The following is a 24,530-nucleotide window of genomic DNA, read 5'->3' as shown; positions in this document are numbered from 1 at the left end:
CTCTGGCGCGGGACAAAGAGGTCGCCACGGCTCGCATATACCAAACTCAGCCTCAACGGCTCCTCGGACGCTCGCCAGCTGTGCGAATGCATGCATAGCGTTGTATGAACGTCATCAAGGAGTCAGCTACCAGTGCAGACAGCGGGGCGCGACGACCGCGCCGACGGCGGTTGTGACGATGATTGCAAGCATGTACCAGACACCCCAAAACGGTACCGCCATCTCCGAACAATACAGCGTGTAGACGAGCAATCCTTGTGCACCAGCCAAAAGGCCCGCGCCCGCGCCGGCCAGTACGAGATGTGTCGGCGCAAGTTGCTTCATCGCGTGCATCATCGCAGCAAGTGACGGAAGCGACAGGAAGACGATGCTCGCCGTCGTCGTGCGCCACGTCGTACCAAGCATCAATTGAAGTCGATAGCCGGGTGGTGTTGCCAGCAGGATGCTGCCGGCAGAGAACAGCATAGTTGCGATAGGCAGTGCCACAGCGAACCAGGCGAGTTTGAGTGATGCGCCGGGGCGGCCGAGTCGTTCCGCGAGCTTCACGGCGGTAGCGACGATGGCGAGTGGGAATGCGAGTCGCTCCCAGAACATTGTCGTGAGAATCAGCTCGGGAATGTCGCTGCGCACGCCGTATAGCGCGACGAGCAGCGCAGCGCTACCGGCTAGGCCACGGATCAGCGCGCGATTGAGCAACCTCGGCACAGCGTTATGCTCGACGGGCGACGCCTCGCTCGCAAGCTGGCTGACCAGATCTCGCGTCTTCATGACCGGTGCGCGCGATCCCCGAATAGATAGTCAATTGAAATTGCGCCAGGGCCCCATGCGGCAATACCAAGTGCCATGGCTGCCCACGTGATGTGGATAGGCCACCCGTCCGGCACTGTCAGCTCGATGATACAGGTCATCAGCAGCAAGCCCGTGGCGGCGAAGCGCGTGCCGAGTCCGAGCACAAGCAGCACCGGGAACGACACTTCGCCACATGCGGACAGGAACGCAAACACGGCCGGTGCTGGAAACGGATACGGGCCGCCCGGCAGATGGAGTTTGAACTCGTCCGTAAAGAGATAGATCGCCGTATCGTTGAGCTGCAGGAATCCGTGCCATTTGAGGATGCCGGATTTCCAGAACGGCACGGCTAGCGCGAAGCGCAACACGAGCTGCACAAACGTAGGCTGCGCGAGCCGTTCGATGAGGCGCCGTGCGCGCCCGATTGTGCGCGCTAGCCTTGCCGGGAAGGGCAGCCTCGAGTCGTCTAGGGTCGTCATGTTGATCACTCTTCCAGTTGAACTGCAGCGAACACCCCGGACGCAATCATCGCAGCCAGGTTGGCCGACAGGTCGAAGGTGTCGGCTTCCTCGAAGGCGGCCTGTACGGCGCCGCCGAGCGGCACGCCCTTAAGGAGCGCGGTAAGAAACGCTGCGCCGCCTGCTGGCAGTCGCGAGACGATCACATCGCCGTTCGGCCGTGTGACAAGCGCGTCTTCAGCATCGCTCGAACGCAACAGGGTGACGGGGGCGTCCGCCCGGTTCATGGCGAAGATTGCGATGGCTGGATAGCGCGAGCGCACGATGCGCGCGGCTGGATGGGCGACGAAGCGAACCTTCGCGAGCGAACCTGGATCGATGCTCGTGAACTCCTCAGCCTCAAGTGGCGCGGAATCTGCAGCGTGATATGCATCGAGCCACGCGCGCTCGATGCGTGCTGTATCGGCGAGCCAAGGCATATCGCTTGCGTACTCGTATGTTTCAATAAACGACGGAAAATCGCGACCGTAGTCGAACAGCAGCGGCGAAGTCGGTGGAGTCGCTCGGACGTGAAACCGTGCCATCGCGCGAAAGAAGTCGATACCCGTGATGCGCTGCACGGCGGGGTAAATTGCGGCTAGCGCGTCAATGAGGCTGACCGTGACGTTGTTGCGATAGACGTTGTAGCGATTGACGACGCCTTTTCCATGCGTCGCCACGACACCTTCCGGCGTGGCTAGTTCGGGGTTCGTCAGTCCCGGTGCGAAACTGGAGGCGTAGTCGCTCTCGTGTTGTTCATTCACCATGGCAAGCTCGCTCATGGGTCGGTACATCGACCTCCGATTCGCATTCAGACGCACGCTCCGCCGCAATCTGCCTGGCGGCCAGCGCTTGCGCGCGTAGCTCCGGCCATGAAGGCAACTGGCTATCCCATTCGATTAGCGTCGGCACCGGTCCTGTACGCGCGATCACGTCGCGGTAGAGCGCCCAAACCGGGGCGGCCACTTCGCGGTCGTGGCTGTCGATGAGCAAAGGTGCGAGCTCGTCGTCGTGCTGTTCACTGTGGCCCGCGAGGTGAATCTCACCAACACATTCGAGTGGAAAATCCCCGAGGTAGTCACGTGCCGAGTAACCATGATTTGTGGCCGAAACGAAGACGTTGTTTACGTCGAGCAGCAGCCCGCAGCCCGTGCGTTTGGCGATAGAGCGGATGAAACTCGTTTCGCTCATCGTCGACGACGTGAAAGCCACGTATGTCGATGGGTTCTCGAGTAGGATCGTGCGTCCAATCGCTTCCTGCACCTGGTCTATGTGCTCGCAAACTTTATTGAGTGTCGCCTCTGTGTAAGGTAATGGCAGCAGGTCGTTGAAAAATGTGCCGCCGTGCGAGGACCATGCGAGATGCTCAGAGACGAGCGCTGGTTCGTAGCGCATGATTAGCTGGCGAAAACGCGCGAGGTGGAGGGTGTCCAGTTCGCCCGGGCCGCCGATCGACATGCACACACCGTGCAGCGAGATCGGATAGCGCTCGCGAATCGCTTTCAGAGCGCGGTGAGGCGCGCCGCCCGCGCCCATATAGTTCTCGGCGTGCACCTCAAAGAAGCCGTCCTGCAGTCCGTCGTCGAGAATTGCCGCGAGGTGTTCGTGCTTGAAGCTGGTGCCAGCGACCTCGGGCGTACCGGGCGTTGCTTGGCCGGGACGGACATGGGCCGCTGCTGATCGCTTGGAAGAGTACATGGCCGTCCCGTTGCTTTCGTCGTCGTCGTCGTGATCAGGACTTGATCGGCGTGAGCGAGCCGTGGCCGCCGCCCGGCACTTCGATGCTCGTGCACGTGCCACCTTGGACGAATTTCCACGAGTTGCCCTGGAAGTCCATTGCCGACGTACCTTGGCAGGTCGTGCCCGGGCCGGCGGCGCAATCGTTTTGCCCCTTCAGGGCGACGCCGTAGCACTTTTCCTTATGAGCGGCGATGGCGGCGCTTGCCTCTTCCTTCGTCAGCGGAGCGGCATGAGCGACCGAAGCGAGCAGGCTTGCAACGGCGCCTGCGAGGATGGCGGAACTGACAGTAGTCTTTGCGGACATGAATGTTCTCCAGTGGTTTGGATTGGAAGTATCCGTCGCGGATACGAGGGCTAATTCGTGAGATATCGAGGCTTGGTTACAGGCATTAGGAAATTTTTTGTGTGACCTTTCGACGGACGTGGCGGTGCGAAAGCAAGAACGTCAGTGCGGGTTGCCGTGAACAATTTCTTCTTACAAACAAGCGTTACGGCTGTAACCGGACTGTGCAGCCGAACGAATTAACAGCGGGCGCGATGACTGACCAATGTCTCAGTGAAAGTGCGGACGCCCGGCGCCTGTCCTTTCTGCGCTCCGCGAAGACGTCTTCAAGGAGGCTAACAAGTGCTCCCGCGTCTAAAGTACGAACGGAAGTTTGCCGTTAAGAGGGTCGACTACGACAACTCTGTACAGACGCACAATGGATTTATCAGAGATTCAGCGCCACGAACTACATCCGAGCACCGCTGAGTTCGGGAGAAAGGTTCGTCTCGCTCACGAGTGGACCTCGGTCGGTGCGCTCGTCGCAATCGGAGCATTGCCACCTGGGCTTGCTGACCACCCTTGGAGGCGGGTGTTTCTGTTGGGCCATGTGTGTGATCGCCGGGCAGTACTCTCATTGGAAGCAGAAGAAGTGTTGAGCGCACACTTGGCAAGTCTGGCGGTAGTTGGGGAGTGTGTCCAAACAGAGGGCGAGGGCTTGCCCGACGTTTCTCAACGGGCAAATGTGCCGATCACACAAGAGAGAATTGGCGTCGATGCGACTGAGTGGGGGCGTTTGGTCTATTCGAGAAGCCTGTCGACTCGTGTTGGCTCAGTGGTTCGGAGAATGAGCCTGCTTTCGCCGCCTGTGCCAGCAGATAACGGCGAATGTTGGTATCACGCGGATGTACGCTCTCTAGTCGATCGAATCGGTGAATTGAACGAGCGATACATAGTTAAGGTTGTCGACGGCTGTGGCGCTTTGTTCAGGTTCGTACAGAGGTCTCCCGGAAGGATGTGGAAAGAGCTTTGCGATGGGCTAAGGAGTCTGCGAGACAGTTCTATCTGGGCGAAATTATCGACCTCTATCGCCTTGATCCTTGTCTTCGTGGAGACCCACCTACTTCTCAAGCCGGAGCACATTCCTGTATCCGAGGTGAGAGATTATCTGGAGTTGTTCGGCACTCTGATTATATTTGTTGGCACGATTGAAATCGGGCTTGGTGTTCTGCTGACCAAGGAAGAGGAGCGGCGACTTTCCAATAAGACACCTTTGACGGTTGTCGGTGAAGGAGAAAATGAAGATGTCAATATCGGATTGTTGCTGAAAAATGCGTCCCGTCGATTCAGATCTGGGATGAGTATCGTGGCTATGGGAACCTTCTTTTTGGTCGTTAAGGTCACCCTCGCTGTGTTCCATGCTGGTGAGCCAGCAGTAGTGCAATGCATGCCGATAGTGGAGGCGCCAGGCAGTAGAGCACAACCGCAAGATAATCATTCTTCTTCCGAAGTGCGAAAGCGACCGTTCCGGTGCGAGTTTTAGAATATTTCATGACTGCATGTCGTGGTTATAAGTGCGATCCGTGGCAGGTCAGATGAATTCGAGACGTTGAGCCGTATCGCGAGTAGTCGAGCTACGGGACTTGCGTCGCTAACTCGCCAAAACGGCGGAGCCGTGCATACCTTCTTCCACTGCATCTATGACAATCATACAGCGCTTCCTTGCTACGCCCGACCGCGAAGCCTACTTCGATTTTCTTTCAAATATCATTGTGATGGAGGCCTATGACGGTAGCTATCTCCATCACTTTGAGAGGGCGATTGCTTGGGAACCAGGTAGGCCCTTGGACGATTCGGCAACACACTTTAGAGCGTTAATTAAGCATGAGGTCACCCACTTTCTCGACATGACGACCACTGCTTGGGGAAGCGTGTACATCCTCAGAAAATTGCGGATGCTTCGCGCGCTACAAGACGGAGGCGAGGAGTTCAATGGGGCCGGAAAAGTCTTCGCACTTGATTCCAGCGAGGTGGAATTGCATACCGTGCTGGTTCAAGCGGGCGAGGTACCACCTGCATCGTGTGACAAAATTCACCATAGTTTGACCTATCGCGATGAGTTCGGTGTCTGCCTCATCGTGCACTATTTCAAAGACGGAGAATGCCACCACAAAGTGCCCGTGAGTATGCTGTCGTTGCTTGAGGCGAACGCGACCGCGAGTGAATATCTGTCATTACTCCAGTGCGCTGAGTCGAAGGACGACATCGTCGAGCGACGCCTATCGTTGGAGGAAGTAGAGCGTAAATTCGTGACCCTCCTCAATGACCACGGGCGTCTTGAATATTCCGTACTCATTCATCTGACCCGCGTTCATTTCAGTGAGTTAGGTCTTTGCGATCTATTGCGTTTTGTGGCATCACTGGCTAGGTTCTCTCTAGATGCTTCGGCTTTTGCGACAGCTTCCATGGCTAATCCAATACAGCGATCGTTTGAGAACAAACGATACGGAGACGCGCTTGCGATGGAGCTGCGAAGGGATGCGAGCCGTCAACTAATTTTCTTCAAGACTGTGCTGTTTATGTACTCTTGGATGTGTGAGATGGAAGAGTCCGCACGTGCAGAATATCTTGCACTTGTCCGAGCGGAGCCTCGCGAGGCGATACTGCGCTTGTGGATGGATCGCTTTGGTCTGGCCACGGTCGACGATAGGGAGATACAGGATGGTCTAGCTTTGAACTATGAAGAGATGATGCATGAATTGGGTGTGTTAAGGGATGGGGAAATTTTCGGCCTCAGCAGCAAGAATAACCGTTCCGTGTTGGAAAAATCGTCAGCCGGATTGCTCAGCTTTCGCGACATGAAGCTCTTGAACGCTTTATTGAACGATGAAACGGAAATTGCATTCCCGAATAACATTGGCATTGAAGTCGCCGACTATTTCAATCAAAATACGAAGGAATTCTCCAGGCTGGACGCCGAGTACCGGACAATGAAGCACGAGCGGTTTCACATGCTCCCAGGTTCTCCAGGTGTAAGGGCGCTCAGCTGAGAGGACGCGGAGTCCGGTGTTCGGCAAGGGCCTTTCCATGCTCGGAGGAGCGAGGAACCTTGCCGAGGCAGAGCGCGGTCAAGATTTCTCGCGATTGGTGGCTGCAGTCTATGGTCCCAGACGGACGCGTCACGTCGCCGTGACCACAATGACCGCGTTATAGAACAAATCCTGCCAATCGGCGGGCGGCGTCGCGTTTGCCTGAAGCTGGGCGGCGCGATACGCTTCCAGCCTCGGACGGATCTCGCCAACAAACTCCCGATGCCGCTCGTTTAGCGTTCGAGCCAGAATGGTGCATCCGCGTTTTGCTATTGCTTTTTCTATCCGGTCCGTGTTGGAACCACTATTGTCGTTATCGACATAGATGGGTTTATCGGGCAGCACGAAAGACTTGCTTAAGCTGACCATGGACCCGCCCAGCGTACCCAGCCATCGTGCTTGCGTACCTTTTACCAAACGTGTCCTGAAACAAGTTCGCCCATAGGTCAACAGGAGTTGCTTGGCATAGGCGGGATCGTCGATACGGCTCGGGTCGAACGCGATCAAGCTGTGCTTTTCGTCGTAGGCTAGACCCTGATAGTGGCGCATGTTGTCCAATAGTTGCTGGACGGCTAATGGAGATAGTTGGTCTCGACGCTGGAGCAGTCCCTCGACGTCCTTCTGCCGTTGGCGCAAAGCGATCATCGAGTTGCGAATCGTCTCGAATTCACACAGCAGACCAACACGGGCGATAGCGTTGCGGTCTGAATGCACCCGGGTATCGGCCTGCCTGTATTTGTCACTTCGAATCATGCCTAGTTCCAGCAACCACGAGAGGAACTCTAGTGGCGCGAACATATATTCAAGCGCGAGGCATCGCTCGACAAGCCGGTATCTCACAGTGACCGGTGCCTCGCGGAATTCGCCTAATAGCTCGTTGGCGATGTCGATCGCCGAATCTACAGGAGCTTGACGCGCCGCTCGTCCGAATGCGAGCACCATCGCGCTGAAGTAGTCCCGTGTGTAGGCGTCCGCTTCGGCACGGGTCTTCGGAGTAATGCCTGGCGGCAAAGGAACCGGTTCGCGCGTGGGCAGTTTCTCCATCGGGTCATGCAGATTGATCTCTAATAGGCACAAGACTGTGTGCTTCAGACATTCTGCGTCAAACCCTGCCGCGCCGGTGCGTGCTACAGCTGCCCGGACGGCCTCGACTAGCCCATACAACCAACTATGCTCGGCGTCTTCGTAGACAGAAAAAACCAGAGCCTGGTTGAAGTAGAGCCAGTCGAGTATCGTGAGTGCGGCATCCTGGTGAGGGACGGTGCGAGCCATGGCTTTAGCCGCGCTTGCTGCGCTTGAGATCACCCGTTTTCTGGGCTTGCGTGCGGTCAGCGCCTTTATTGGTGCGGTGATCGTGCGAACCGTCCTTTTTCATGCTGCCGTAGGGGATGAGGCACACCGTACCACGGTGGGGCGTTTTGCCGAGGAGTTTGAACAGGTTCATGATGTCGGTCCTTAGTTTTAGTCTTGGTCTTGGTCGTCGCTGCTGGTGAGCGCGCGGTAGGCGTCGCTCGTCACTTCAGCCGCGACGGTGGAAATGACGACGGTGACCACGGTCTCGAGGATCGTACCGAGCGCGGGGAGGGCAAAGAGGAACATGACGTTAGGTCCTTATCGATTGAGTTGAGAGGTCGTCAGGAACGATTTCCGTCTAACCTCGGAACGCAGTCTAAGGTGCATTTTTAGTGTAGAAAAGAGCAATATTCGGTGTACCTTTTTCTACACTACCATTCAATATGCTTTCAATCTTGAGATGAGCCTAGGTCAGCGCCAGCGTGGGCAGGCGCTGGGCGTCCGTTGGTGTCGTGATTTCGAGCGCGACCGTCGTGCCGGATTTTGCGGCCGCGCTGGGCAAGCGGATCAAATCGACGGAACTGCGGGCGTTGCCTTGCGTGTTTCTGAATCTTTCCAGAATGAGGGGCATCCCAGTTGCCCTGATACGACGTATAGCAACGGCGCGTTATCGTGGAGGCAGGCGATAAAGTCTCGTCGCTCCAGCAACTATTTTTCCACGCAAAGCCGCGCAAGATTCGGTTTTCCCAGCAGGCGTCAGGAAAGGGGATTCTGGGGGCCCTGCTGACCGTGGTCGACGTGCGGATGCCGGCATGCTCATTACGTTGGATTCTGCTTGCGGCTGAAAATTGTGGCCGACTACCGGAACAGGTCGAACTGCCGATCCGTCGTCTGATGGAATCCGTCGCCGGAGCGCTCGGTACTGTTGCGCTCGACTCGGAAAAAGTCTGGATGAACGCCCGCATGCTTCGCTGCGTGTAACCAGTCTGGCATCTTGCCAATCCCGTTCCACTCGTTGCCTTTGGCGTCACGATATAGCGGCGGGTGGTCCACATCGAACTGGATCGATTCAGCCAAGGCTTCCGGCGTGATACCGAACTCCTCCATGCGTCGGCGAATCCAGATGATGAGGCGGTCGCGTGCCTCGCCGTCAGCTATTTTTCCTCTCATCGCTTCAAAGTAGATGTTGCTTCTGATGTTCTGTATGAGCCTCAGTGGTGCTGATTCGTGAGGTACATGTCAACTGAATGCGAAGGAAACGCGTCAGTTCAGCTATTTGTACTGCACTGAGGAGATAGATTGAAGTACTCAGGTACTGCGCGGAAACCGAAGGGCGCGAATCTCAGCCTTGGGCTTTGCGCCGAGCGAGTCGCGGCGCGCTGACTTTTCGACGGCTCCCGCTTCCGGTGCGCTCTGCGATAGTCCGAGGCCTTGTATCGACCGTCAAAGAGTAGTGTACCGTGAAACGTCGACGAAGTCGGACTTCGACGTTCCGGCTATCTAAACCCGGATAAAAGCGGGCGCTTCACATTGAATGCAAAAACATTCAATGTCGAAAGCGCCCAGGCCGTTTCTCAAGTGGGTCGGCGGAAAGGGACGGCTCCTTGACCATCTTCTTCCCAAGCTACCTTCTGGCAACCGGCTAATCGAGCCGTTCGTTGGTGGGGGGGCCATCTTTCTCGGGACCGACTACGGGAGCTATGTTCTAGGTGACACAAACGCACATCTTATTGAGCTCTATCAGGCTGTCGCGAAGGACCCCGACGCCTTTGTAGCTGAAGCCGAGAAACTCTTCGTCGAAGAGAATCTGTCGCCTGAGCGCTACAACGAGTTTCGAGAGAAGTTCAACTCTGCGCACGACCCGTTGGTTCGAGGAGCACTATTTCTCTACCTCAATAAGTTCGGATTCAACGGGCTCTGCCGGTACAACAAGTCCGGGAAGTTTAATGTGCCGTTCGGCCGGACGAGTCGTGTCCCGCGCTTGCCTCGCGAGGAGATTCGTGCCTTTGCGCAGAAGGCGAGGGCAGCGACGTTCGTCCATAGAGATTTCGTCGAGGTGATGATGTCGGCAAAATTGGGTGACGTTGTCTATTGTGACCCGCCTTATCTGGACCGCGATAATGCGTCATCGTTCAAGGCGTACAGTGCGAGCGGGTTTGACCTTACGCGTCATCGCGAGCTCGCCCAATGTGCGCGGAGACTGGCTGCTTCTGGCATCCCCGTCGCAATATCGAATCACGACTGCACTATAGGTCGAGAGTTGTACGTGGGCGCGGACATCCATACGCTTTCTGCACGCCGCTCGATTAGCGGAGCTGCGGAGCGGCGCGGAGACGTTGCCGAGATATTGGCCGTCTTTCGTTAGTGGCGCTGTGGGTGTTCGCGCAGACGGTTGCGTGGTACCCACAGCGTTAATTGCCTAACGTGTTTGTCGAACGATTCTCGCCGGAGTTAAAGCGTCAGGCACCGATGCCTGGTTCAACGCCTTTAAGTACATCGTCTAACAGGCGATTTCTCTCTGCGGTGAGCGCATAAAAATACGCCCGATGAACATTTGTCCACGTCTGTTCGTAGAGGGCTTCGTCCATCGAGTCAGCGATTGGCCCCTTCATCTCCGCTATCAATGTCCACATCTGTTCAATTTCCCTCCGCCACGAGGTGTCTTGTTGCATACCTTGGGGCGGTTGTTCTGGACTCGGCCCTTCAAGTGGATCTTCTCCGCTCGTAAGTTTGCGATTCCATTCGTTGGCCCACGCGTCGTCGAGAAGGTTGGAGGTTTTTGGCATTTCGGTTCTGGTTCAGTAACAGTATCCAGCGTGTAGAAAGCCAGTTTATCCACCGGTCGGCCAGAAGACATGGGCCTTCAGGCCGGGGAGGAAAGCAAGTGTGGACAGCGAAGCCTTCGGAGGCAGTAAATCGCGAATCCAGTTCACGGTCGCGTTATCAATTCAATGATTTTTATGTTTTCAATTTTTTAAATGGGAATGGTAAGGCGAAATTTTCAATTGGATGATTTTTCATATGAAATCCGTCGTTGAAATTCAGCGATGCGACTAGAAATGAAAATATTGCGTATACCAATCTACTGGAATATGATGCGCGCCATATAGATTATGGAACGTAATGCAATGGACGTCTCTCTAACCGTTCTTCCCCCGTCATCCGGGGGAGAGATTCGCAGCGAATACATGCCGCTCCCGTGGGCGATGCTCCGCCGCGCTGCCGACTTCGCTGGTTCTGTTCCTGGCGCGAGGCAGATGCGTACGCGCGCGCCGGTTTTGAGTGCCGCAGTGGACCGCAAGAAGCTCGAGAGTCATGCGAGTAGCACTCTTGAGAGTTTTCGTTTGGGAGCTATCGAGGGGCGCTCGTGCACCATGATGACGTTTCGCTTCCAGAAAGGGGCGGCGCAGTTTGTCTGGCTGGCAGATGCTGCTGATCCTGATCTCTGGAAGGCGATGGACAACATGACGCGTTGCCGTCAGTTAGCATTTGTGCTTCGTGACGAAGGTGACCTTTGGTTCCTTCCATGGAACGCGCCGGCGAGCTTGGGGCAATTTGAAGTCTACAGGCGAGAGATCGGCCGGAACAGCGCGAACTTTCTCACTGCAGCTGGCAGTGCGATCGCAGATGGCAGCCTCACCACGCACCTGTCGAGTGTGTTCCCGGGCGTGGAAGTGGGATACCGATGCCTGAATATTCTGATGACCCCGCACCTCAAGAGCGTACTGAACTCAATCCCGGGCGCCGCGATGGTGTCGCCCGACAGCGCGGCAGCAACGGGTATAGCGAGCATTGCTCCTTCGTCAAGTACCGTGCAATGAGTGATACTCATCGTCGGGCTCGACCGTTGACTGCATCATAGGGGGCCGAGAAGGGATGGCATGTCGAGCTGAGGAATTGAGCTTCCACATATTGGCCTGAGAAATGGGATGGATGGCGGAGATATAGGGGCAAATGAAGGTGTGGAGCAGAAGGCTGCACTTGCTCGGATTCTGGCTCTTGGTCAGGATGATATTGAGGCGGGCAGGTTTCGCGACGTCGAGGAGTTCTTTGCCGAAATCGAGCAGCGGACACCCGACTGCTGATCTTCGTAGTCATGAGGCGTGCCAAGTCATTGCGATTCCGCGCGCGAAGCGCCGGCCCTCAGGAAGATACAGACTATCTGGCCGGCCAGTCTGCGCGATTCTGTAGGGCATCCTACGCGATGCCGCAGTCTTCAAATTGCATTTAAAGTGCTTTCGTTAGTTGATTCGGCGATGCGTACGTAGCCTCTTCAGAGTTGGGCAACGACCAATGTCGGAGAGCCGACGGCATGTGGACGCTGGCAGGTGAGCGTGTCAAATCATCGACAAAGCGGTTGACGTACACGTGCCGGGGAAGGCGTTCGCGGCGTAGGCAGTCTACGCGTTGCTGGAACGGCATGTTGTTACCTGTGTCGCTCTCCCATCCCATTTGAAAATTCGTCACCTCGCCGTAAAACGCGTCCTCAAATGCGAATGGCTGAAACGGGTGCGTTGCGAGTACCGTCGCTCCGCTGGAGACATACATAACTGACAGCTCTGCTCGCAATCTGCGGAACAGCGGTTCGCGCAGCGCTTCGTAATCGAAAAGAATCCGGCTGCGCTCGAGTCCAAACATGACCGGCATCGATAGCGGTCCGTCGCCATCGTCGAAGATGACTTCTCGGTAGGTGGGGCGACCATCCTGGCAGTGGAAAATCCAGGCTTCGTCGAAACGGGCGACAAGCGGAACGACGACAGCGACCCGCTCGTGAATATATTCCTGCAGCGGTTGCGGCGCGTCGTGGCGCGCGACTAGAAAGCACGTGTCCGGCCGCGCGGTTGTCGCCTGGCGGCGAACAGCCTCAAGCGCCGGTGATAGCTCGTTGACAATGTATCGATGAACCGAAGGGGCGCGCGTTATCGTTTGGCCGCTTGACGATTGTCCTGTATTGACAAGGAGGGCTGATGCGTCGCCGAGGACGTCCTCAACGGCTTCGCCGCTCCAGTGAGGAAGCACGTGTCGGACAGCCGCTCGAACGGCGGTTATCCTTTCCATCGCATCCGAGTCACCCGATAGGCTAGCGCCTGTGGTGTCTGCGAAGCGCTGCTCGAGTTGGTCCCGTCTTTGAGCCAGGAATAGGGTTCGTCCGAGACGGCGTGCGAAGAGTTCGGAGTAGTTCGACTCGGCAAGTTCAGCGGCCCAACCTGGATGGTCTTCTTGCAACCATGAGAAAAACGTACCTACGTCGACGCGAGAATTTCGATAGTCACTATTGCGGCTAGTCAGCGTATTGAGAAGGGCAATCGCGTAGCGCAGGCCGCTTTGGATGAGTGACTCTGCCGCTTCGTTCGGGCTGGGGAGGGTGGTGTGCATCTTCAGGGATTTGAAACGCTTCGATTGCGTACTGATAATTTGATGTGTAGATGAGCCCGTAGAAGAGCCGTCGCGCTCGGCATGCGAGTGGTAGCCATCGGGCGACGGTTGGGTCTCCGTCAGTTGTTTTGCTCGCTGACTACCGTTATCGCCCTTCTGGCGATAACAGGAATGTGAAATGGACATTTAGTCGATTCTTCTGTTGGCTCGTCATTGTGAGGGTGACTCGACTGAGCGCTCATCTCGTGCACCCAAATCTCCTCCTCCAACTCCTTGGTAGCAGGGATGCAGTCAAGGGACACATTGTCATCAAACAGATAGAGCACGAGATGTCGACCAGCCCCTCCGAATTCCTGCGACCGAACAAGAACGTTTCCACCGCGTAGCTGGAGATATACGTCACCTTTTCCGTCCGGTCGCTCTCTCAGGATGATTGCCGCAGGTAGCTCTGCCCTCGCGGGCACTTGCGCAGATAAAATACCAGGGAGCGAAACGACAAGGCAGGGCTCATCGGTCATCAGCTCAGGGATGACGAAAATCTCTCGTGTGTTTGTCCTGTAGGTCGAGGGCTCGCTTGCGTGTTGGCAGTCCTCCAAAATGAGGTCTGCGAGTTCGCAGTTGATGTCATCGTCACTCAGGTTGAGTGTAGTGACTGCGGATTCAGTAACAGTGTTCATAGATTGTTTCGTACTTGGTGTTGTTCACCGTATCTCTCGTCCTCGGGCCACATGGCGATGACGGGAGCACACGGTGTCGCTTGAATCATGCTGGGCAGCTGCGTGTAGAGCTTGTTTTTATTCGCCTTCGCTTCGCCTGGTGACCGAGGGGCGATATGGACGCCTGGTGCCGGAGTCTCCTCATCCAACTACGGCACGAGTGGACTGCACAAGTCACGCAAGTTCCTAGCAGCTAGTTCGTTGCTGCCGTTTAACCCAGGACGAGGCTTCCGACAGTATTTGGCTTCGCGTCTTCAGGGTTTTGAAACCTGGATAAGCGCTTGGTTGCCAAAATATTCACCTGAACGTCCGTAAGAGCGATTCCGTCGAGGTCGCTTGTCGTTGTGCGTTCAATGGATTTTGTGGTAATTAGCCTGCCAGCAAAGTCGAGGAATTTGGCCGAATTGTCCTGTTTGCTTTCGCGAAGGAACGTGTCAATTTGACCTTTACCGCTATGTGACCGATGGACGCAGCACCGTACGCCATTTTTCCCGGAGAAGGCGTCACCGCGCTCGAAGAACGCAACGTGGACCCACTCGGTCTTCCGCCAGCTTTCGACGGCCTGCGAAATCTCAGGGTCGCCCGAGTCGGCTAGCCAAAAGTTCTGGATGGGCCCGAGCTGCTGGCGGACCGCGATGATGTTGACGTCGGGGCCCGGTATGCAGTAGACGCCAAAGCTCGCACGCCTGACGGCAATGGCGGCGTCGATACGGCTGATATTGAAATTCGCCGTCAGAACCGGGCTGCGTGGCGCGCCTGTCGGAGGGGCACCAAAGCGCTCACAGTAGGTTTGTGCAGGCATAAGGATTCCGAAATTATTCATACAATCTTGGGAGCCTTGCTTGGTCGAATTTTGCATGTTCTTTTCTCTCGTCGTAGGGGTGTTGGGCTGCCAATTCAGTCGTTGAGAATGGCATCTCGCAAGGGAGATTCGGTATCCGTGATGTCGACAACCTCGAAAAAGCCGATGTGCTTAGCTTCAGCTGCAACCTTCTTCCATGCCATAAGTTCTTCCGGCGTCAGACATTCATGGTCTCCCTCGATGGCGTTCGTTTCATTCATCTGTTCGAGGATGTCATCCGAAATGTAGTGCTGTGAAATTACGGGAGCGTCATCAAAAATCCAGAGGACCCTCAAATCGTCATAGAGACTGGCACCCGCCCAGTGCGGGGCCATGTGCGTCAACGCAACTTTCTCTCCTGCGAGCATCAGGCAGGCGATGCGGTCGCCATTGAGATTGGGGTGGACCGCGCTGCACATGTTCGGCTCCTCATAGTCGAGCTCGGCAGAGGAAATGCCGTTGAGAGGAAGGACAACAACGTTACCCCTTACGCCTGCTGCGTTAGCGAGTACGGCTTTGGCTGGCACAACATAACTCGTGTGTGATTCACGGGTCATCGCGTCATCTCGGATTTTGCGAAGGGCGTCGATGTTGAAATGATGAATCTCGACCTTGAGTGCGGCGGACCGAAAGCCGGGGCGGTATTGCTTCTTGCTCGTCACCATGATTTATAAGCTGAGTATATGTGGATTAACTATGTCGTTTAGCCAGCTCTGACGCGGGGAGGCATCTGAGTTCAATTTTTACTTCGCGTTGAGTTGGATATTAATGGCTGTTTTTCACTCTGGCAATGGATTTTGAAAAATATCCAAATATTTATACTGGCGGGTATCTAAATATTTATACGACTCAATTATTCTCAAAGAAATCAATAAGATGAGAAAAGTGACGCAGTTTGTTTTCAATCGGAGTCGCAGCGCCTGACGCGCTGGAGAAAGAGGTCGAGCGTGTTTATTTTGTGTTCCACGAGCGACTCGAATGTCGGGCAAGGCTTCTCGATGCACGTGGCAGTGTCGCGCGGTCGCCGCTTCCCAGTCGCTCGTAACCGTCGGACGGACATCACATGGTGTGACTGTCAGCGGGCAGCGGCGCTCGGAGCCCGCGTCCGGCGAATGGTGCGTCGACAGCTGCCTTGATTTCAGCTGGGGAGTTAGCGGGCGTGCGGCTCATGGCCGATTTCCCACGTTTTAAGGGCAAGCGACACAGTGAGCCAATCTCCCGAGCTGCGATTCCCGATTCCATAACGTGAATTGCGGAATATCAGCAGTTGAAACGCGCTTTCAGCTTCTGCATGAGAACGATGATTCTCATGCGAGTTTTTGAGGAGAATTCATGAGGGCTGGACCTGAACTAGATCGCCCGAAAGGTGTTGTGGATAGGTGATGTTCCGGATATTTTTCGGAAATGCCAATTTCACTGTTTGTTGAAACTCGTAGAAATACTGAATAGCAGATTTTGCTAGTAACCAAAACAAATTAGAAGCGGCGGAGTAGAATTAGAGAGATGCAAATAGTGGGGCGCACGTGAGCAAGTTCGTACCGACTGCCGGACAAGCGGCGAAAATTTAGCAAGCGCTGAAATCGCACCGTAAAGCCCAGAGGCGTGGGCGCTACGCCCCTCGCAGACTGGTCGAACGTTGGAGTGCGGAGGCAGGGATCGAATCCCCAAATCACGGAGAGCCGAGTGCAGGCAGCGTGAGTGATGAAGGTGATTCGAAGTGCAGCGATGGCGACTCCTGACGGAAACGACAGAGCGAGCAGGCAAGTTGGCGTTCAGCAAGAGCGCGGGAGCGGAAAGGTGGGATTTCGCGAGCACATCCGACAGCAGGCATCCAAGGCGCGGCGCGAGATGGTCCGTAACGGGACTCTGCTTGGGGCGCGCGAGTTTCGTGCATTGCTCGGTGTCGACGAAAGACGGCTTGCCAGCTTGGTCGCGGCGGGAAGTTTGTTTTCGATCGGGGTCGACGAGGTGCAGTATTTTCCGGCCGTCCTCGGCGACCCAACGCGAGACCGTACACGGTTGTATTCCATCTGTCGGATTCTGGTTCCTGCCCCATCGGCGAGTCGGCTCGATTTCCTGGAGAGCAGGCAAGGCTGCTTGGGTGATCTTTCTCCACTCGACGCTCTGGGCGACGCGCGACTCTATCGGTCTGTGCGGGGCGCGGCTCGTGCGTGGGCAGCCGAGTGGTCTCGAACCCTCGTGAAGATATTCATTGGCAGTTACCTTGGAGAGCCGGAGGATATCGAGCCGGCACACATGGCCGTGGACGAGATTGACCCTAGGACCGACCTTTGGAAGCGTGCACTGGGCGCCTTGCAAGCCGATGGCTCGATCTCGCCGCCACGGATGTTGCCTGGGGCCTACGAGGCAACGGTTTTCATCACAAGAATCGCTGTCGGCAATCGTCCGGTCGTACCGGAAGCGCGCATTGCCTTGAAGGTAACTAGCCACCTTGCCCAGGCAGAGGTATCCGTTCCCGGTAACGTGCGCGACGACCTATCTGTCTCGATAGCGGGAAGCGACGATGTTGTCGACGTCGTGCTCCAAACTATTGAAGCGATTCGAAGAGCGGACGGAAAACCGGATTGATGCCATCAGATAGCGTGATTGGTTGTCCGCACAAAGACGCGACACCGGGGGGTACAAGGAGACGATTGTGTACGCAACTGAACGCTATATCCCACGGGACAATTGAGGGGTTAAAGTATTTCGGGCGGTTTGGCTTTGACGGCAGAAGGGCGCACACCCTTTCCAGGTTTCGCGTCAGGCTTAATGTCCTCGAGGCCTTGCATCCAGGTGTCCAGCATCCGCTCGCCGACTTCCCGGAATTCTGGATATCGCTGCGCGTACTCGCTGACCAGCGGCACCACTTTTCTCACAGCGCTCGCAACTTGCCTCAGGGCTGCGGTCATGTCCGTTGGCGAGAGACTCAATCGCGCACCGCCGTAGTCGAACAGCGCTTTACCGGAGCGCCACACTTTTTTGCCTTTCAGCGGCAACGCCGGTGTGTCATCTTGGTAGCGAGGATAAGCGGTGAAAGTCACGACGTCGTACACAGGAGAAAGGCGAGCGTCTGTGCCGTTCGTGTACGTCAGCGCATAGTTCTTCATGTGCGCGCCAGCGTTACGCAGCGCATAGTTCAGCAGCAACAGCAAGAACAGCTTGCGCTTGCTGTCTTTCCTGTGATCCACCCCGAGGTGCTGATCGCAGAGTTTCGCAAGGTCCTCGACGGTTCCCTCGTATTTGCGCACAGGGTCCCAGCCATTTAAGGCGCAGAAGTCTTCAACTCCGAGACGTGTGCCATCCGCGTTCAGGTCGAAACGACGTATCGCGAGCGCCTGACCGTCCTCCGAAAGGCGCGTCTCCGGGACTTCGAGTTCCGTATTTCTCGCGACCTCAAGACAGAGGTATTCGTTGACGCTAAGCCCTGGCATGTCGACGGGACCCGTCTTTAAAATGAACTCGTCCGTCAGGACGGTCGCTTTCTCCATACCGGAGGCCAGGGTTTTAGGCATGATCCCTGACACACCTTCGGTAATCTCCGCCTCAAGGTGCTTGAACAGGTTCTCTCGCGAGCCAGCGCTCGCGAGCAGAGTCGCCATTTCGAACGTGGACCCCGCAGTGTCGAACGGAGCCCCGCGCGGGATTGCTCTCACACGTCCGATCGTGTTTGCGCCTGTCAGCGCGAGCAGGCCGAAATTGCTCAAGTCCGCATGAGGACCGAGTTTTTGGCGGATGAGGTCCTTCTTGAAGCCTTCCGGCAGATTCATCTGAAACGACGGCATGATGCCCCCAGGCCACGTGTACGAGGCGTTGCGTACGGGCATGAGAAGCGAGACGACTTCCGCCGTCGGCGTACCGGGCAGATAGGTGAAGACGCCACGTTGCGCCTCTTCCGTCAGAGTCCCGACCAACGTGGTGTTGCAGTAGATGTCGAGGACGGTCACGTGCTATTCGCCCTTTCGAGTGGCCTTGATGCTGGCCGTAGTACGCGGGAGCCTGACCCGCCGACGGGTTTCCTCGACGGAAACGGGGGGCGTGCGCTGCTCGGTCAGAACGTCGTCGAGCGTACGACCATGGCCGAGTGGACGAGCAATCAGCTCGAGTCCCACTGCCTCGAAGAGATTCAGCAACTTGACTGTGCCGAGTTCGGGGAGCAGTCCGGTCTCGAAGCGGCTAATCCGTGCGCGAGTGACGCCGCTCTGCTCGGCAATTTGCTGCTGGGTCTTGTTCGCGGCGATCCGGGCCAGGCGAAACGTTTCTCCGAGGTCAGAAAGGTTCATATGCCACCCAAGATATGTCTGGCGTAATCAAGCCGATACCGTATTCAATAGGATACGCTTGCCGAGCAAGATTATGTGTCTTATATGGAACATCGGTGTGTGATCGTTCCAATTTCGTAACCTGACGTCTCAGAAGGTGTCGGGTTTATGGTCACAGCGCCGCAAACGCAGATTCGGCGCGAGGAGGCGGGTGGATTCAGCAGGCCTTTGCGGTACGATTCATGACCTGGCGGAGAGTCGTGGAGGCAAGGCATGGAGCTGCAGTGGATAGGGTATCTGAAGCAGAGCGGCTGGATGGACTTTCTGAAAATTGGGGGCGTGGCCGGCCTCGTCAGTTCGGCCGTCTCGCTCGTGTGGAGCGAAGTTAAGGAGGGCAGGGCGCACAGACGTGAGGCACAGCACGTGGCTCTGACGACGGCACTTTCACTCGAGCGATATGCTCGTGAAGCTAGGCTGATGATGCATCGTGCAGACTGGGCCGCGCATGAGGCTGCCCGTACACAAAGCTATGCGCCGCTCAAGAAGGTCGCGCTGCCGGAAATGACGTACCCGGACTCGATTGATTGGAAGTGGCTAAAACATAAGGTCGCGTCGAGACTCCGTGAGTTTCCCGCGTCGCTTCACTCCACTCGTCAATCACTTTATGCGGAATGGGAATATGGTGATCCGATAGAGTTTTGCGCGGAAATCGAGTTCGAATCTGCGAGGGCAGCTATTCTGGCGCTGGACCTGTCCCGCCTAACGCGTGCAACGCACGGTGTTGCGCCTTGGATCCCGGGAGCGCGGGATTCGGATCTGGAGAAAGAGCTGCGACAGTTCACCGAGGATCGGCACGCGATGCGAGCGAAGATTCGAGAGAGTCACCGCCAGTTGATGGCTGACCTGCTGGCGGAGAAGGCACCTATGGATGAAGGGATCGGCGATTAGCTGTAAGCCGATCGTCGCCGAATGGGCGCGCTGGCTTTGATGGCAGTCATATCAGAGCTGCTTCAGGGCTTTTGCGGTAGTCGGATGGTCGACATTTCAAACATGTGCTGCTACGCGGTGATGACTTAGACAACGAACCACGGGTGAGACGCTTGCTTTGTCGAGAATCGAACTAATGCCGTAGCAGGCGTAAGGCCACGTTGCTGGAATAGCAATATGTCGAAGAGTCGACCGTGTTGACCGACTAGTGCAGGATACATACTGTTCTCGATTGAGTTAACCAGTCCGGGGCTCATGCGCGAAGTACATTCCGCAATATAAAACGGCAAGACACATATTCTTCGGGCATCTGCGCTGCTATGAGCCGGAATGAGGTAGCTCGTTCGAGGCTTGCCGTTGCACGCGAATCCGGACAACCCTGCTACGTGCAAACCGCCCCTCACCTGACTGTCGAATGCTGGCATTAATCCCGTAATCAGTAGCAACGCCTTCATGGGGTAAGTCACGTTCGTGTTGCGCACCAGCAGTCTTGCCGCCAGTTCAGACAGTGTTTCAAGTAGGCAAACGTCGAAGTCGTTGACGGTTTTGAATGGTGAGCCGGCTTTCAGGTTTCGGGTGCAGTCGGTCAGCGAAAGATACTCGAAACTGCTCGCCAGATTCACCAGTTGTTCGCGCAGAGAGTGGACGCATAGTGCGCCTGTTACGGCATCGGTCGGCTGACATCCCGGAGCGCGACGTTTGCCGGCCCCCCAGTTATTCAGAGCTTTAGTGAGAGCTTGAACTAGTCGACTCGCTGACGCGGCGGACAAATCCTGCGCTAGGTAGCTAATGGCTTCCGCCCTGACGGTGGAATAGTCCGCATGGTACGAGGCTTTGAATTGATTGATCGCGGTCGTTATCGCTACGGTGTTGGCGGTGACTTCAAGTAACACGATTGCTCCGTGTGAGCTAGCCAAATATGCGAAAAGCGGGACGTTGAACGGACATTGGGACTGCCTATGCCTCCAGAGGTGGCGTGCGGCTAGGCGCACTATCGGGATTTGATATCAGATCTTGAGTGCCCGATTGAGGAGACAGTCTGTGTTTCAGGCTCTACGGCAGCTAAGAGCCACCAATGCTAGCTTCAGACGAGAAGCTTATTTGTTGAGACCCCGTATTATCCGCTTTTGATCCTTGATTGGCGTCTTCACCTTCTTGATCCAGTCGGGCTTGCCAGCGTCAGCAAATTCCTCATCTTCTAATATCTGGCCCCAATTTATTTGGATGCTGGCGGGCTGAGCTCCGGCTACGTCGCCTAGTGTTCCCAAATTGGGAACATCGTGCTACAGTGCATGCAGTGCAAAAGGTCTCGGTTCGCGATGAAGGTACATGGACTAGATAGGTTGGATGGCTTCGCGTCAAAGCACCCCCCGGCTAGGGTGTGGATCGGCGCGTGGTTGGCGGATGCTCGCGATGCGCAGTGGTCGTGCTCGCATGACATCAAGCTCAGATATCCAACAGCCAGTTTTTTGGCAGGGAATCGAGTTATTTTTAACGTGAAAGGTAACGACTACCGGATGGTGAGCAATGTCGCATATCGAATGGGTATCGTGGTTGTAACGTGGGTCGGAACGCACGCCGAATACAGCAAGATTAATTGGGAAGTCAGGCAAAATGAAGCTAGCAGTCGTTAAGTCTGAGACCCAGTACAGGGAGTATATGACCCGTATTGAGGGTCTCGTTGTGCTTGATCCGGCCTCCGACACGCCGGAGGGAGCCGAGTTGGAATTGTTGTCCCTTCTAGTCGAGGATTACGAGCGCAGGACCTATCATTTCGAGAAACCAGATCCGGTGGAGGCGGTGAAATTCCGCATGATGGAGCAAGGACTTCGACAAGCCGATCTTGTGCCGTATTTTGGCTCGCGAAGCCGCGTCTCGGAGTTCCTATCAAGACAACGGCCATTGACAGTCAGCATGATTCGGCAGCTTTCTGCTGGGCTGGGTATTTCCGCCGAGGTGCTTGTTCAGGAGTCACCTCTCGTTGCGTCGAGCGACGGCGAGACGGGCTCTGAGATGGATTGGTCGTTGTTTCCGGTCAAGGAAATGATTAAGCGCGGCTGGATTCAAATTGACAAGCGTCGTCTCGATTCAACTAAGGCAGCAGAGCTTGCACGGGCGTTTGTCGAGAAGTCGATGGGCGGGGCGCGCATGGGCGTTTTGGCGCGGCGCACGGTCAAGGGCGATGCATTTTCACCAGAGGCAATTTGCGCTCTGACTGCTTGGCAAGCCAGAGTATTGCAGAAAGCTACCGAACCCTCTTATTGCCCGCGTGGACCATTCCACATCGAAAAGCTTAGCGAGCCATTTTTTAAAGAACTGGTCTCACTCAGCCCTCAAGAGGACGGGCCATTGCGAGCAGTTGATTTTCTCCGTGATGCAGGTATTGCTGTGGTCGTCGAAGAGCACTTGGCGAAGACCAAGCTGGATGGTGCAGCCATGCTCTCGGGATCTGGCATGCCGGTTATTGGCTTGACGCTCCGCTTTGATCGGTTGGACAATTTTTGGTTTACCTTGATGCACGAGTGTGCTCACGTATGGAAACACCTCAGCCGGCCGGGAGATGTGATCTTGGATCGTCTAGTTGATGCCGAAAGTACGGAAGCCATCGAGAAAGAGGCAAATCGCATTGCGAGAGATATCCTTATCTCTCGTGCGCATTGGCGCAGTGCCTCCGTTCGCCAGATGCCGACAAAGGCTGGAATTATCAGCTTCGCTCAAGAGCAAGGCGTTCATCCGGCGATCGTCGCTGGTCGGTTGCAACGGGAAACGGAAAATTACGCAATTTTTAAGGATATGGTTGGTCAGGGAGCAGTCAAGCCGCTTTTCATGAGCCATTGAGCGTACAGGCTCGGTGTCGTTGATTGGAGTCAAGGATGAGTCAAGAATTCGCGTATAGCCCGATCATCAAGGGGAAAATCAACGACATCAGAGCAATGGCGCATGTCGACTATAGTCTCGCGAGCCATATTAAGCCGCTATACGAACTCCCGCCGTTCTTGCCTACGAAGAAGCCCGAAGAGGAGTTGACTAGATTCGCGCAGCGGCTAGCAAAGATGTCAGGTCGGAGACCTTGCTATGTAGATTTTCCAATGCTGAAGCCTGGTTCGCGAGTTACGACGGGCGCGTCCGCTCTTGTCGCAGGCTTGACTCTGCTAAAAAGCGCAGGTGTCAATTTTGAGCCGGTGTATGGTTTTGACCGGGACGAAACGGAACTCAAAACTATTGTTCAATGGGCACAGCAACAAGGTGGATTGTTGCTTCGGCTTGACCGGGACGATCTTGATTTCCCCGATGAAACCATAGAGCGAATGTTCGACTTACGAGCGATGGGATTGGATCTTCGGCTGCTCGACTTGCTGGTAGATCACAGGTACATCGGCACAGATGTGGATGCGCTCGCTGCTGCCGCCCACACTTGCGACTTCGTAGATGCACTCTCACGGTTTGTGCGTGTGCGAACTGTGATAGTTTCCAGCTCAAGTTCCCCGAGGACAGTTGCAGAAATAGAGAAGAATTCTCATGGCGAAATAACCCGGCATGAGCTGACTTTGTGGGCCAACGTAGCTACGCAGCGTTTGCCGACAGACTTGGTCTTCGGTGACTACGGCGTTATTCATCCAGATTTTAGCGATCTGACGCCGAGCACCCATATCAACGGAAAAATTCGCTATACCCACGGTAACAAGCTGCACATTCATCGTGGCTACAGCTTGCGCCAAGGGGAGAAGTACGAGCAATATAGACGGTTGGCGGCCGCCGTGGTTGGGAGTCCTTACTACCAAGGTCGCACGTTCAGTTACGGCGATCGTTATATAGAGGAATGTGCTGCCGGTCATGCCGGCACGGGCAACCCTGGAACGTGGGTTTTGGTGGACCAGAACCACCACCTCTCATACACCGTTAAGCAAGTAATGAGATTGCAGACGCTGGCTACCAATGGTGCATCCGTTGATGAATTGCTTGACCAAGATTGAGGGATTGGTTGACCAGTTGGCGCGACGACTGCAGTCGCTCGGTAGTTTTCCACCTCAGGTTCATTAGTCGCGAGGCATGGAGGCACGAGAGGCAGGCCGGCCGCTCGCACCACGTATCTTCAACGGTCCGAAGGCAGACGTGTGCGTCATCGTTTCGCGGCACGCCGCCGAAAGCCGCAGTTTTCAAATCGATTCTGATGTCCCAAGGCGCCCTGTGCTACGTGGTGGTCACGACTTCCTGTCAACGCCCATTGAATTCTGACCCGCCGGGGCCCTGTGTCACGCGGCGACTTTCGTGCCTACTCGCGTTCCAGTTTTTCCAGCTTTTCGCTTGTCCTTCAGTCGGTAGCTCTCACCACCGATTTGCACGATATGGGCGTGATGCAGGCACCGGTCGAGCATGCGGCGGTGAGCGTTTGATTGTCGGCAAACGCCGTGGCCCAGTGCGTGAACGGCAGGTTGCTCGTCAATCCGCACGCGGGTGGCCCCGCTCTGTAACCCGCCCGGTCTTGATTGCGGCGATCCGGGCGAGGCGAAACGCTTCTCCGAAGTCAGATAGGTTAATGTGTCATATAGGAGAAGTTAAATGCCAAAAGGCATATATTGTATTCTATGGGGCACATTAGTGAGGGCCCCTGCTCGAATGTAGTTACAACTCCGTGGCTTCACTTTCGCTGCTTGAGATATGGGGCGCTCGCGGGAAA

28 protein-coding genes and 1 pseudogene are annotated in these 24,530 nt (G+C 55.8%); 10 read left to right on the top strand and 19 right to left on the bottom strand.

What is annotated here, in order from left to right; translation table 11 throughout:
* Positions 1 to 126: 126 nt before the first annotated feature.
* From L0U83_RS22715 to L0U83_RS22695, 5 genes are read right to left on the bottom strand one after another with little or no spacing between them, the layout of a single operon-like run.
* Positions 127 to 768, bottom strand: a complete 642-nt coding sequence (locus L0U83_RS22715) for a DUF1109 domain-containing protein (RefSeq protein ID WP_233886340.1) — start codon at positions 766 to 768, stop codon at positions 127 to 129.
* Complete coding sequence (locus tag L0U83_RS22710; RefSeq protein WP_233886339.1) at positions 765 to 1,268, bottom strand: DoxX family protein; 504 nt, start codon at positions 1,266 to 1,268, stop codon at positions 765 to 767. The genes L0U83_RS22715 and L0U83_RS22710 overlap by 4 nt, the downstream gene beginning before the upstream one ends.
* A gap of 5 nt (positions 1,269 to 1,273) precedes the next feature.
* Positions 1,274 to 2,053, bottom strand: a complete 780-nt coding sequence (locus tag L0U83_RS22705) for an HvfC/BufC N-terminal domain-containing protein (protein ID WP_233886338.1) — start codon at positions 2,051 to 2,053, stop codon at positions 1,274 to 1,276.
* Complete coding sequence (gene bufB / locus L0U83_RS22700; RefSeq protein ID WP_267939401.1) at positions 2,043 to 2,984, bottom strand: MNIO family bufferin maturase; 942 nt, start codon at positions 2,982 to 2,984, stop codon at positions 2,043 to 2,045. Before bufB ends, L0U83_RS22705 begins: the two co-directional genes overlap by 11 nt.
* A 34-nt stretch (positions 2,985 to 3,018) precedes the next feature.
* Positions 3,019 to 3,330 (bottom strand): BufA1 family periplasmic bufferin-type metallophore, encoded by a 312-nt coding sequence (locus L0U83_RS22695; protein WP_233886337.1) that lies wholly within the window; start codon positions 3,328 to 3,330, stop codon positions 3,019 to 3,021.
* A gap of 595 nt (positions 3,331 to 3,925) precedes the next feature.
* Here L0U83_RS22695 and L0U83_RS22690 point away from each other — a divergent pair.
* Entirely contained in the window at positions 3,926 to 4,831 is a 906-nt protein-coding gene (locus tag L0U83_RS22690; protein WP_233886336.1) for a hypothetical protein, read from the top strand.
* A 157-nt stretch (positions 4,832 to 4,988) separates the two neighbouring features.
* Positions 4,989 to 6,338, top strand: coding sequence for a hypothetical protein (locus tag L0U83_RS22685; protein ID WP_233886335.1), 1,350 nt, complete (start codon positions 4,989 to 4,991; stop codon positions 6,336 to 6,338).
* A gap of 129 nt (positions 6,339 to 6,467) precedes the next feature.
* On the opposite strand, the gene L0U83_RS22680 is transcribed toward L0U83_RS22685, so the two are convergent.
* The 5 genes from L0U83_RS22680 to L0U83_RS22660 all read right to left on the bottom strand — a co-directional run bounded on the left by L0U83_RS22680 (position 6,468) and on the right by L0U83_RS22660 (position 8,777).
* Positions 6,468 to 7,649 carry a hypothetical protein gene (locus tag L0U83_RS22680; RefSeq protein WP_233886334.1) on the bottom strand — a complete coding sequence of 394 codons (1,182 nt, stop codon included), beginning with the start codon at positions 7,647 to 7,649 and terminating at the stop codon, positions 6,468 to 6,470.
* 4 nt (positions 7,650 to 7,653) lie between these two features.
* Complete coding sequence (locus L0U83_RS22675) at positions 7,654 to 7,821, bottom strand: hypothetical protein (RefSeq protein ID WP_233886333.1); 168 nt, start codon at positions 7,819 to 7,821, stop codon at positions 7,654 to 7,656.
* A 17-nt stretch (positions 7,822 to 7,838) separates the two neighbouring features.
* Positions 7,839 to 7,976 (bottom strand): hypothetical protein, encoded by a 138-nt coding sequence (locus L0U83_RS22670; RefSeq protein WP_233886332.1) that lies wholly within the window; start codon positions 7,974 to 7,976, stop codon positions 7,839 to 7,841.
* A gap of 160 nt (positions 7,977 to 8,136) precedes the next feature.
* Positions 8,137 to 8,301 (bottom strand): hypothetical protein, encoded by a 165-nt coding sequence (locus tag L0U83_RS22665; RefSeq protein WP_233886331.1) that lies wholly within the window; start codon positions 8,299 to 8,301, stop codon positions 8,137 to 8,139.
* 227 nt (positions 8,302 to 8,528) lie between these two features.
* On the bottom strand, positions 8,529 to 8,777 hold the full coding sequence (locus L0U83_RS22660; RefSeq protein WP_233886330.1) for an H-NS family nucleoid-associated regulatory protein: 249 nt from the start codon (positions 8,775 to 8,777) through the stop codon (positions 8,529 to 8,531).
* A 442-nt stretch (positions 8,778 to 9,219) separates the two neighbouring features.
* Between L0U83_RS22660 and L0U83_RS22655 the strand changes: the two genes are divergently transcribed.
* Positions 9,220 to 10,035 carry a DNA adenine methylase gene (locus tag L0U83_RS22655; protein WP_233886329.1) on the top strand — a complete coding sequence of 272 codons (816 nt, stop codon included), beginning with the start codon at positions 9,220 to 9,222 and terminating at the stop codon, positions 10,033 to 10,035.
* A gap of 94 nt (positions 10,036 to 10,129) precedes the next feature.
* On the opposite strand, the gene L0U83_RS22650 is transcribed toward L0U83_RS22655, so the two are convergent.
* Positions 10,130 to 10,456, bottom strand: coding sequence for a hypothetical protein (locus tag L0U83_RS22650; protein WP_233886328.1), 327 nt, complete (start codon positions 10,454 to 10,456; stop codon positions 10,130 to 10,132).
* A 342-nt stretch (positions 10,457 to 10,798) separates the two neighbouring features.
* On the opposite strand from L0U83_RS22650, the gene L0U83_RS22645 reads away from it, so the two are divergent.
* Both L0U83_RS22645 and L0U83_RS22640 read left to right on the top strand, forming a co-directional pair.
* Positions 10,799 to 11,491, top strand: a complete 693-nt coding sequence (locus tag L0U83_RS22645) for a hypothetical protein (protein ID WP_233886327.1) — start codon at positions 10,799 to 10,801, stop codon at positions 11,489 to 11,491.
* A 108-nt stretch (positions 11,492 to 11,599) separates the two neighbouring features.
* Positions 11,600 to 11,755 carry a hypothetical protein gene (locus L0U83_RS22640; RefSeq protein ID WP_233886326.1) on the top strand — a complete coding sequence of 52 codons (156 nt, stop codon included), beginning with the start codon at positions 11,600 to 11,602 and terminating at the stop codon, positions 11,753 to 11,755.
* 142 nt (positions 11,756 to 11,897) lie between these two features.
* Here the strand turns inward: L0U83_RS22640 and L0U83_RS22635 are convergent, their stop codons facing one another.
* From L0U83_RS22635 to L0U83_RS22620, 4 genes are all read right to left on the bottom strand, one after another.
* Positions 11,898 to 13,232: a hypothetical protein gene (locus L0U83_RS22635; protein ID WP_233886325.1), complete on the bottom strand. Its 1,335-nt coding sequence runs from the start codon at positions 13,230 to 13,232 to the stop codon at positions 11,898 to 11,900.
* On the bottom strand, positions 13,166 to 13,723 hold the full coding sequence (locus L0U83_RS22630; protein ID WP_233886324.1) for a hypothetical protein: 558 nt from the start codon (positions 13,721 to 13,723) through the stop codon (positions 13,166 to 13,168). Before L0U83_RS22630 ends, L0U83_RS22635 begins: the two co-directional genes overlap by 67 nt.
* A 250-nt stretch (positions 13,724 to 13,973) precedes the next feature.
* Positions 13,974 to 14,621 carry a hypothetical protein gene (locus tag L0U83_RS22625; RefSeq protein ID WP_233886323.1) on the bottom strand — a complete coding sequence of 216 codons (648 nt, stop codon included), beginning with the start codon at positions 14,619 to 14,621 and terminating at the stop codon, positions 13,974 to 13,976.
* A gap of 38 nt (positions 14,622 to 14,659) precedes the next feature.
* Entirely contained in the window at positions 14,660 to 15,268 is a 609-nt protein-coding gene (locus tag L0U83_RS22620) for a hypothetical protein (RefSeq protein ID WP_233886322.1), read from the bottom strand.
* Between the two features lie 1,033 nt (positions 15,269 to 16,301).
* Between L0U83_RS22620 and L0U83_RS22615 the strand changes: the two genes are divergently transcribed.
* Complete coding sequence (locus tag L0U83_RS22615) at positions 16,302 to 17,192, top strand: hypothetical protein (protein ID WP_233886321.1); 891 nt, start codon at positions 16,302 to 16,304, stop codon at positions 17,190 to 17,192.
* A 110-nt stretch (positions 17,193 to 17,302) separates the two neighbouring features.
* Here L0U83_RS22615 and L0U83_RS22610 read toward each other — a convergent pair whose 3' ends face one another.
* Positions 17,303 to 18,550 carry a type II toxin-antitoxin system HipA family toxin gene (locus tag L0U83_RS22610; protein WP_233886320.1) on the bottom strand — a complete coding sequence of 416 codons (1,248 nt, stop codon included), beginning with the start codon at positions 18,548 to 18,550 and terminating at the stop codon, positions 17,303 to 17,305.
* Positions 18,551 to 18,553: 3 nt separating this feature from the next.
* A complete protein-coding gene (locus L0U83_RS22605) occupies positions 18,554 to 18,886 on the bottom strand; it encodes a helix-turn-helix domain-containing protein (RefSeq protein WP_233886319.1) in 333 nt (110 codons plus the stop codon).
* A gap of 252 nt (positions 18,887 to 19,138) precedes the next feature.
* On the opposite strand from L0U83_RS22605, the gene L0U83_RS22600 reads away from it, so the two are divergent.
* Positions 19,139 to 19,813: a hypothetical protein gene (locus tag L0U83_RS22600; protein WP_233886318.1), complete on the top strand. Its 675-nt coding sequence runs from the start codon at positions 19,139 to 19,141 to the stop codon at positions 19,811 to 19,813.
* 125 nt (positions 19,814 to 19,938) lie between these two features.
* Here L0U83_RS22600 and L0U83_RS22595 read toward each other — a convergent pair whose 3' ends face one another.
* Positions 19,939 to 20,745: a hypothetical protein gene (locus L0U83_RS22595; RefSeq protein WP_233886317.1), complete on the bottom strand. Its 807-nt coding sequence runs from the start codon at positions 20,743 to 20,745 to the stop codon at positions 19,939 to 19,941.
* Between the two features lie 399 nt (positions 20,746 to 21,144).
* Between L0U83_RS22595 and L0U83_RS22590 the strand changes: the two genes are divergently transcribed.
* From L0U83_RS22590 to L0U83_RS22580, 3 genes are read left to right on the top strand one after another with little or no spacing between them, the layout of a single operon-like run.
* Positions 21,145 to 21,486, top strand: coding sequence for a type II toxin-antitoxin system HigB family toxin (locus L0U83_RS22590; protein WP_308445058.1), 342 nt, complete (start codon positions 21,145 to 21,147; stop codon positions 21,484 to 21,486).
* A 25-nt stretch (positions 21,487 to 21,511) separates the two neighbouring features.
* Positions 21,512 to 22,690: an ImmA/IrrE family metallo-endopeptidase gene (locus L0U83_RS22585; RefSeq protein WP_233886315.1), complete on the top strand. Its 1,179-nt coding sequence runs from the start codon at positions 21,512 to 21,514 to the stop codon at positions 22,688 to 22,690.
* A gap of 35 nt (positions 22,691 to 22,725) precedes the next feature.
* Positions 22,726 to 23,826, top strand: coding sequence for a beta family protein (locus L0U83_RS22580; RefSeq protein WP_233886314.1), 1,101 nt, complete (start codon positions 22,726 to 22,728; stop codon positions 23,824 to 23,826).
* A 279-nt stretch (positions 23,827 to 24,105) separates the two neighbouring features.
* On the opposite strand, the pseudogene L0U83_RS22575 reads toward L0U83_RS22580, so the two are convergent.
* A pseudogene (locus L0U83_RS22575) lies at positions 24,106 to 24,296 on the bottom strand (ATP-binding protein); the annotation flags it as partial.
* Positions 24,297 to 24,530 lie beyond the last annotated feature (234 nt).

It is taken from the genome of Paraburkholderia flagellata (assembly GCF_021390645.1).
Lineage (GTDB): Bacteria > Pseudomonadota > Gammaproteobacteria > Burkholderiales > Burkholderiaceae > Paraburkholderia > Paraburkholderia flagellata.
The sequence above is the reverse complement of the archived record's forward strand: the minus strand, read 5'-3'. Positions and strand labels throughout refer to the sequence as shown.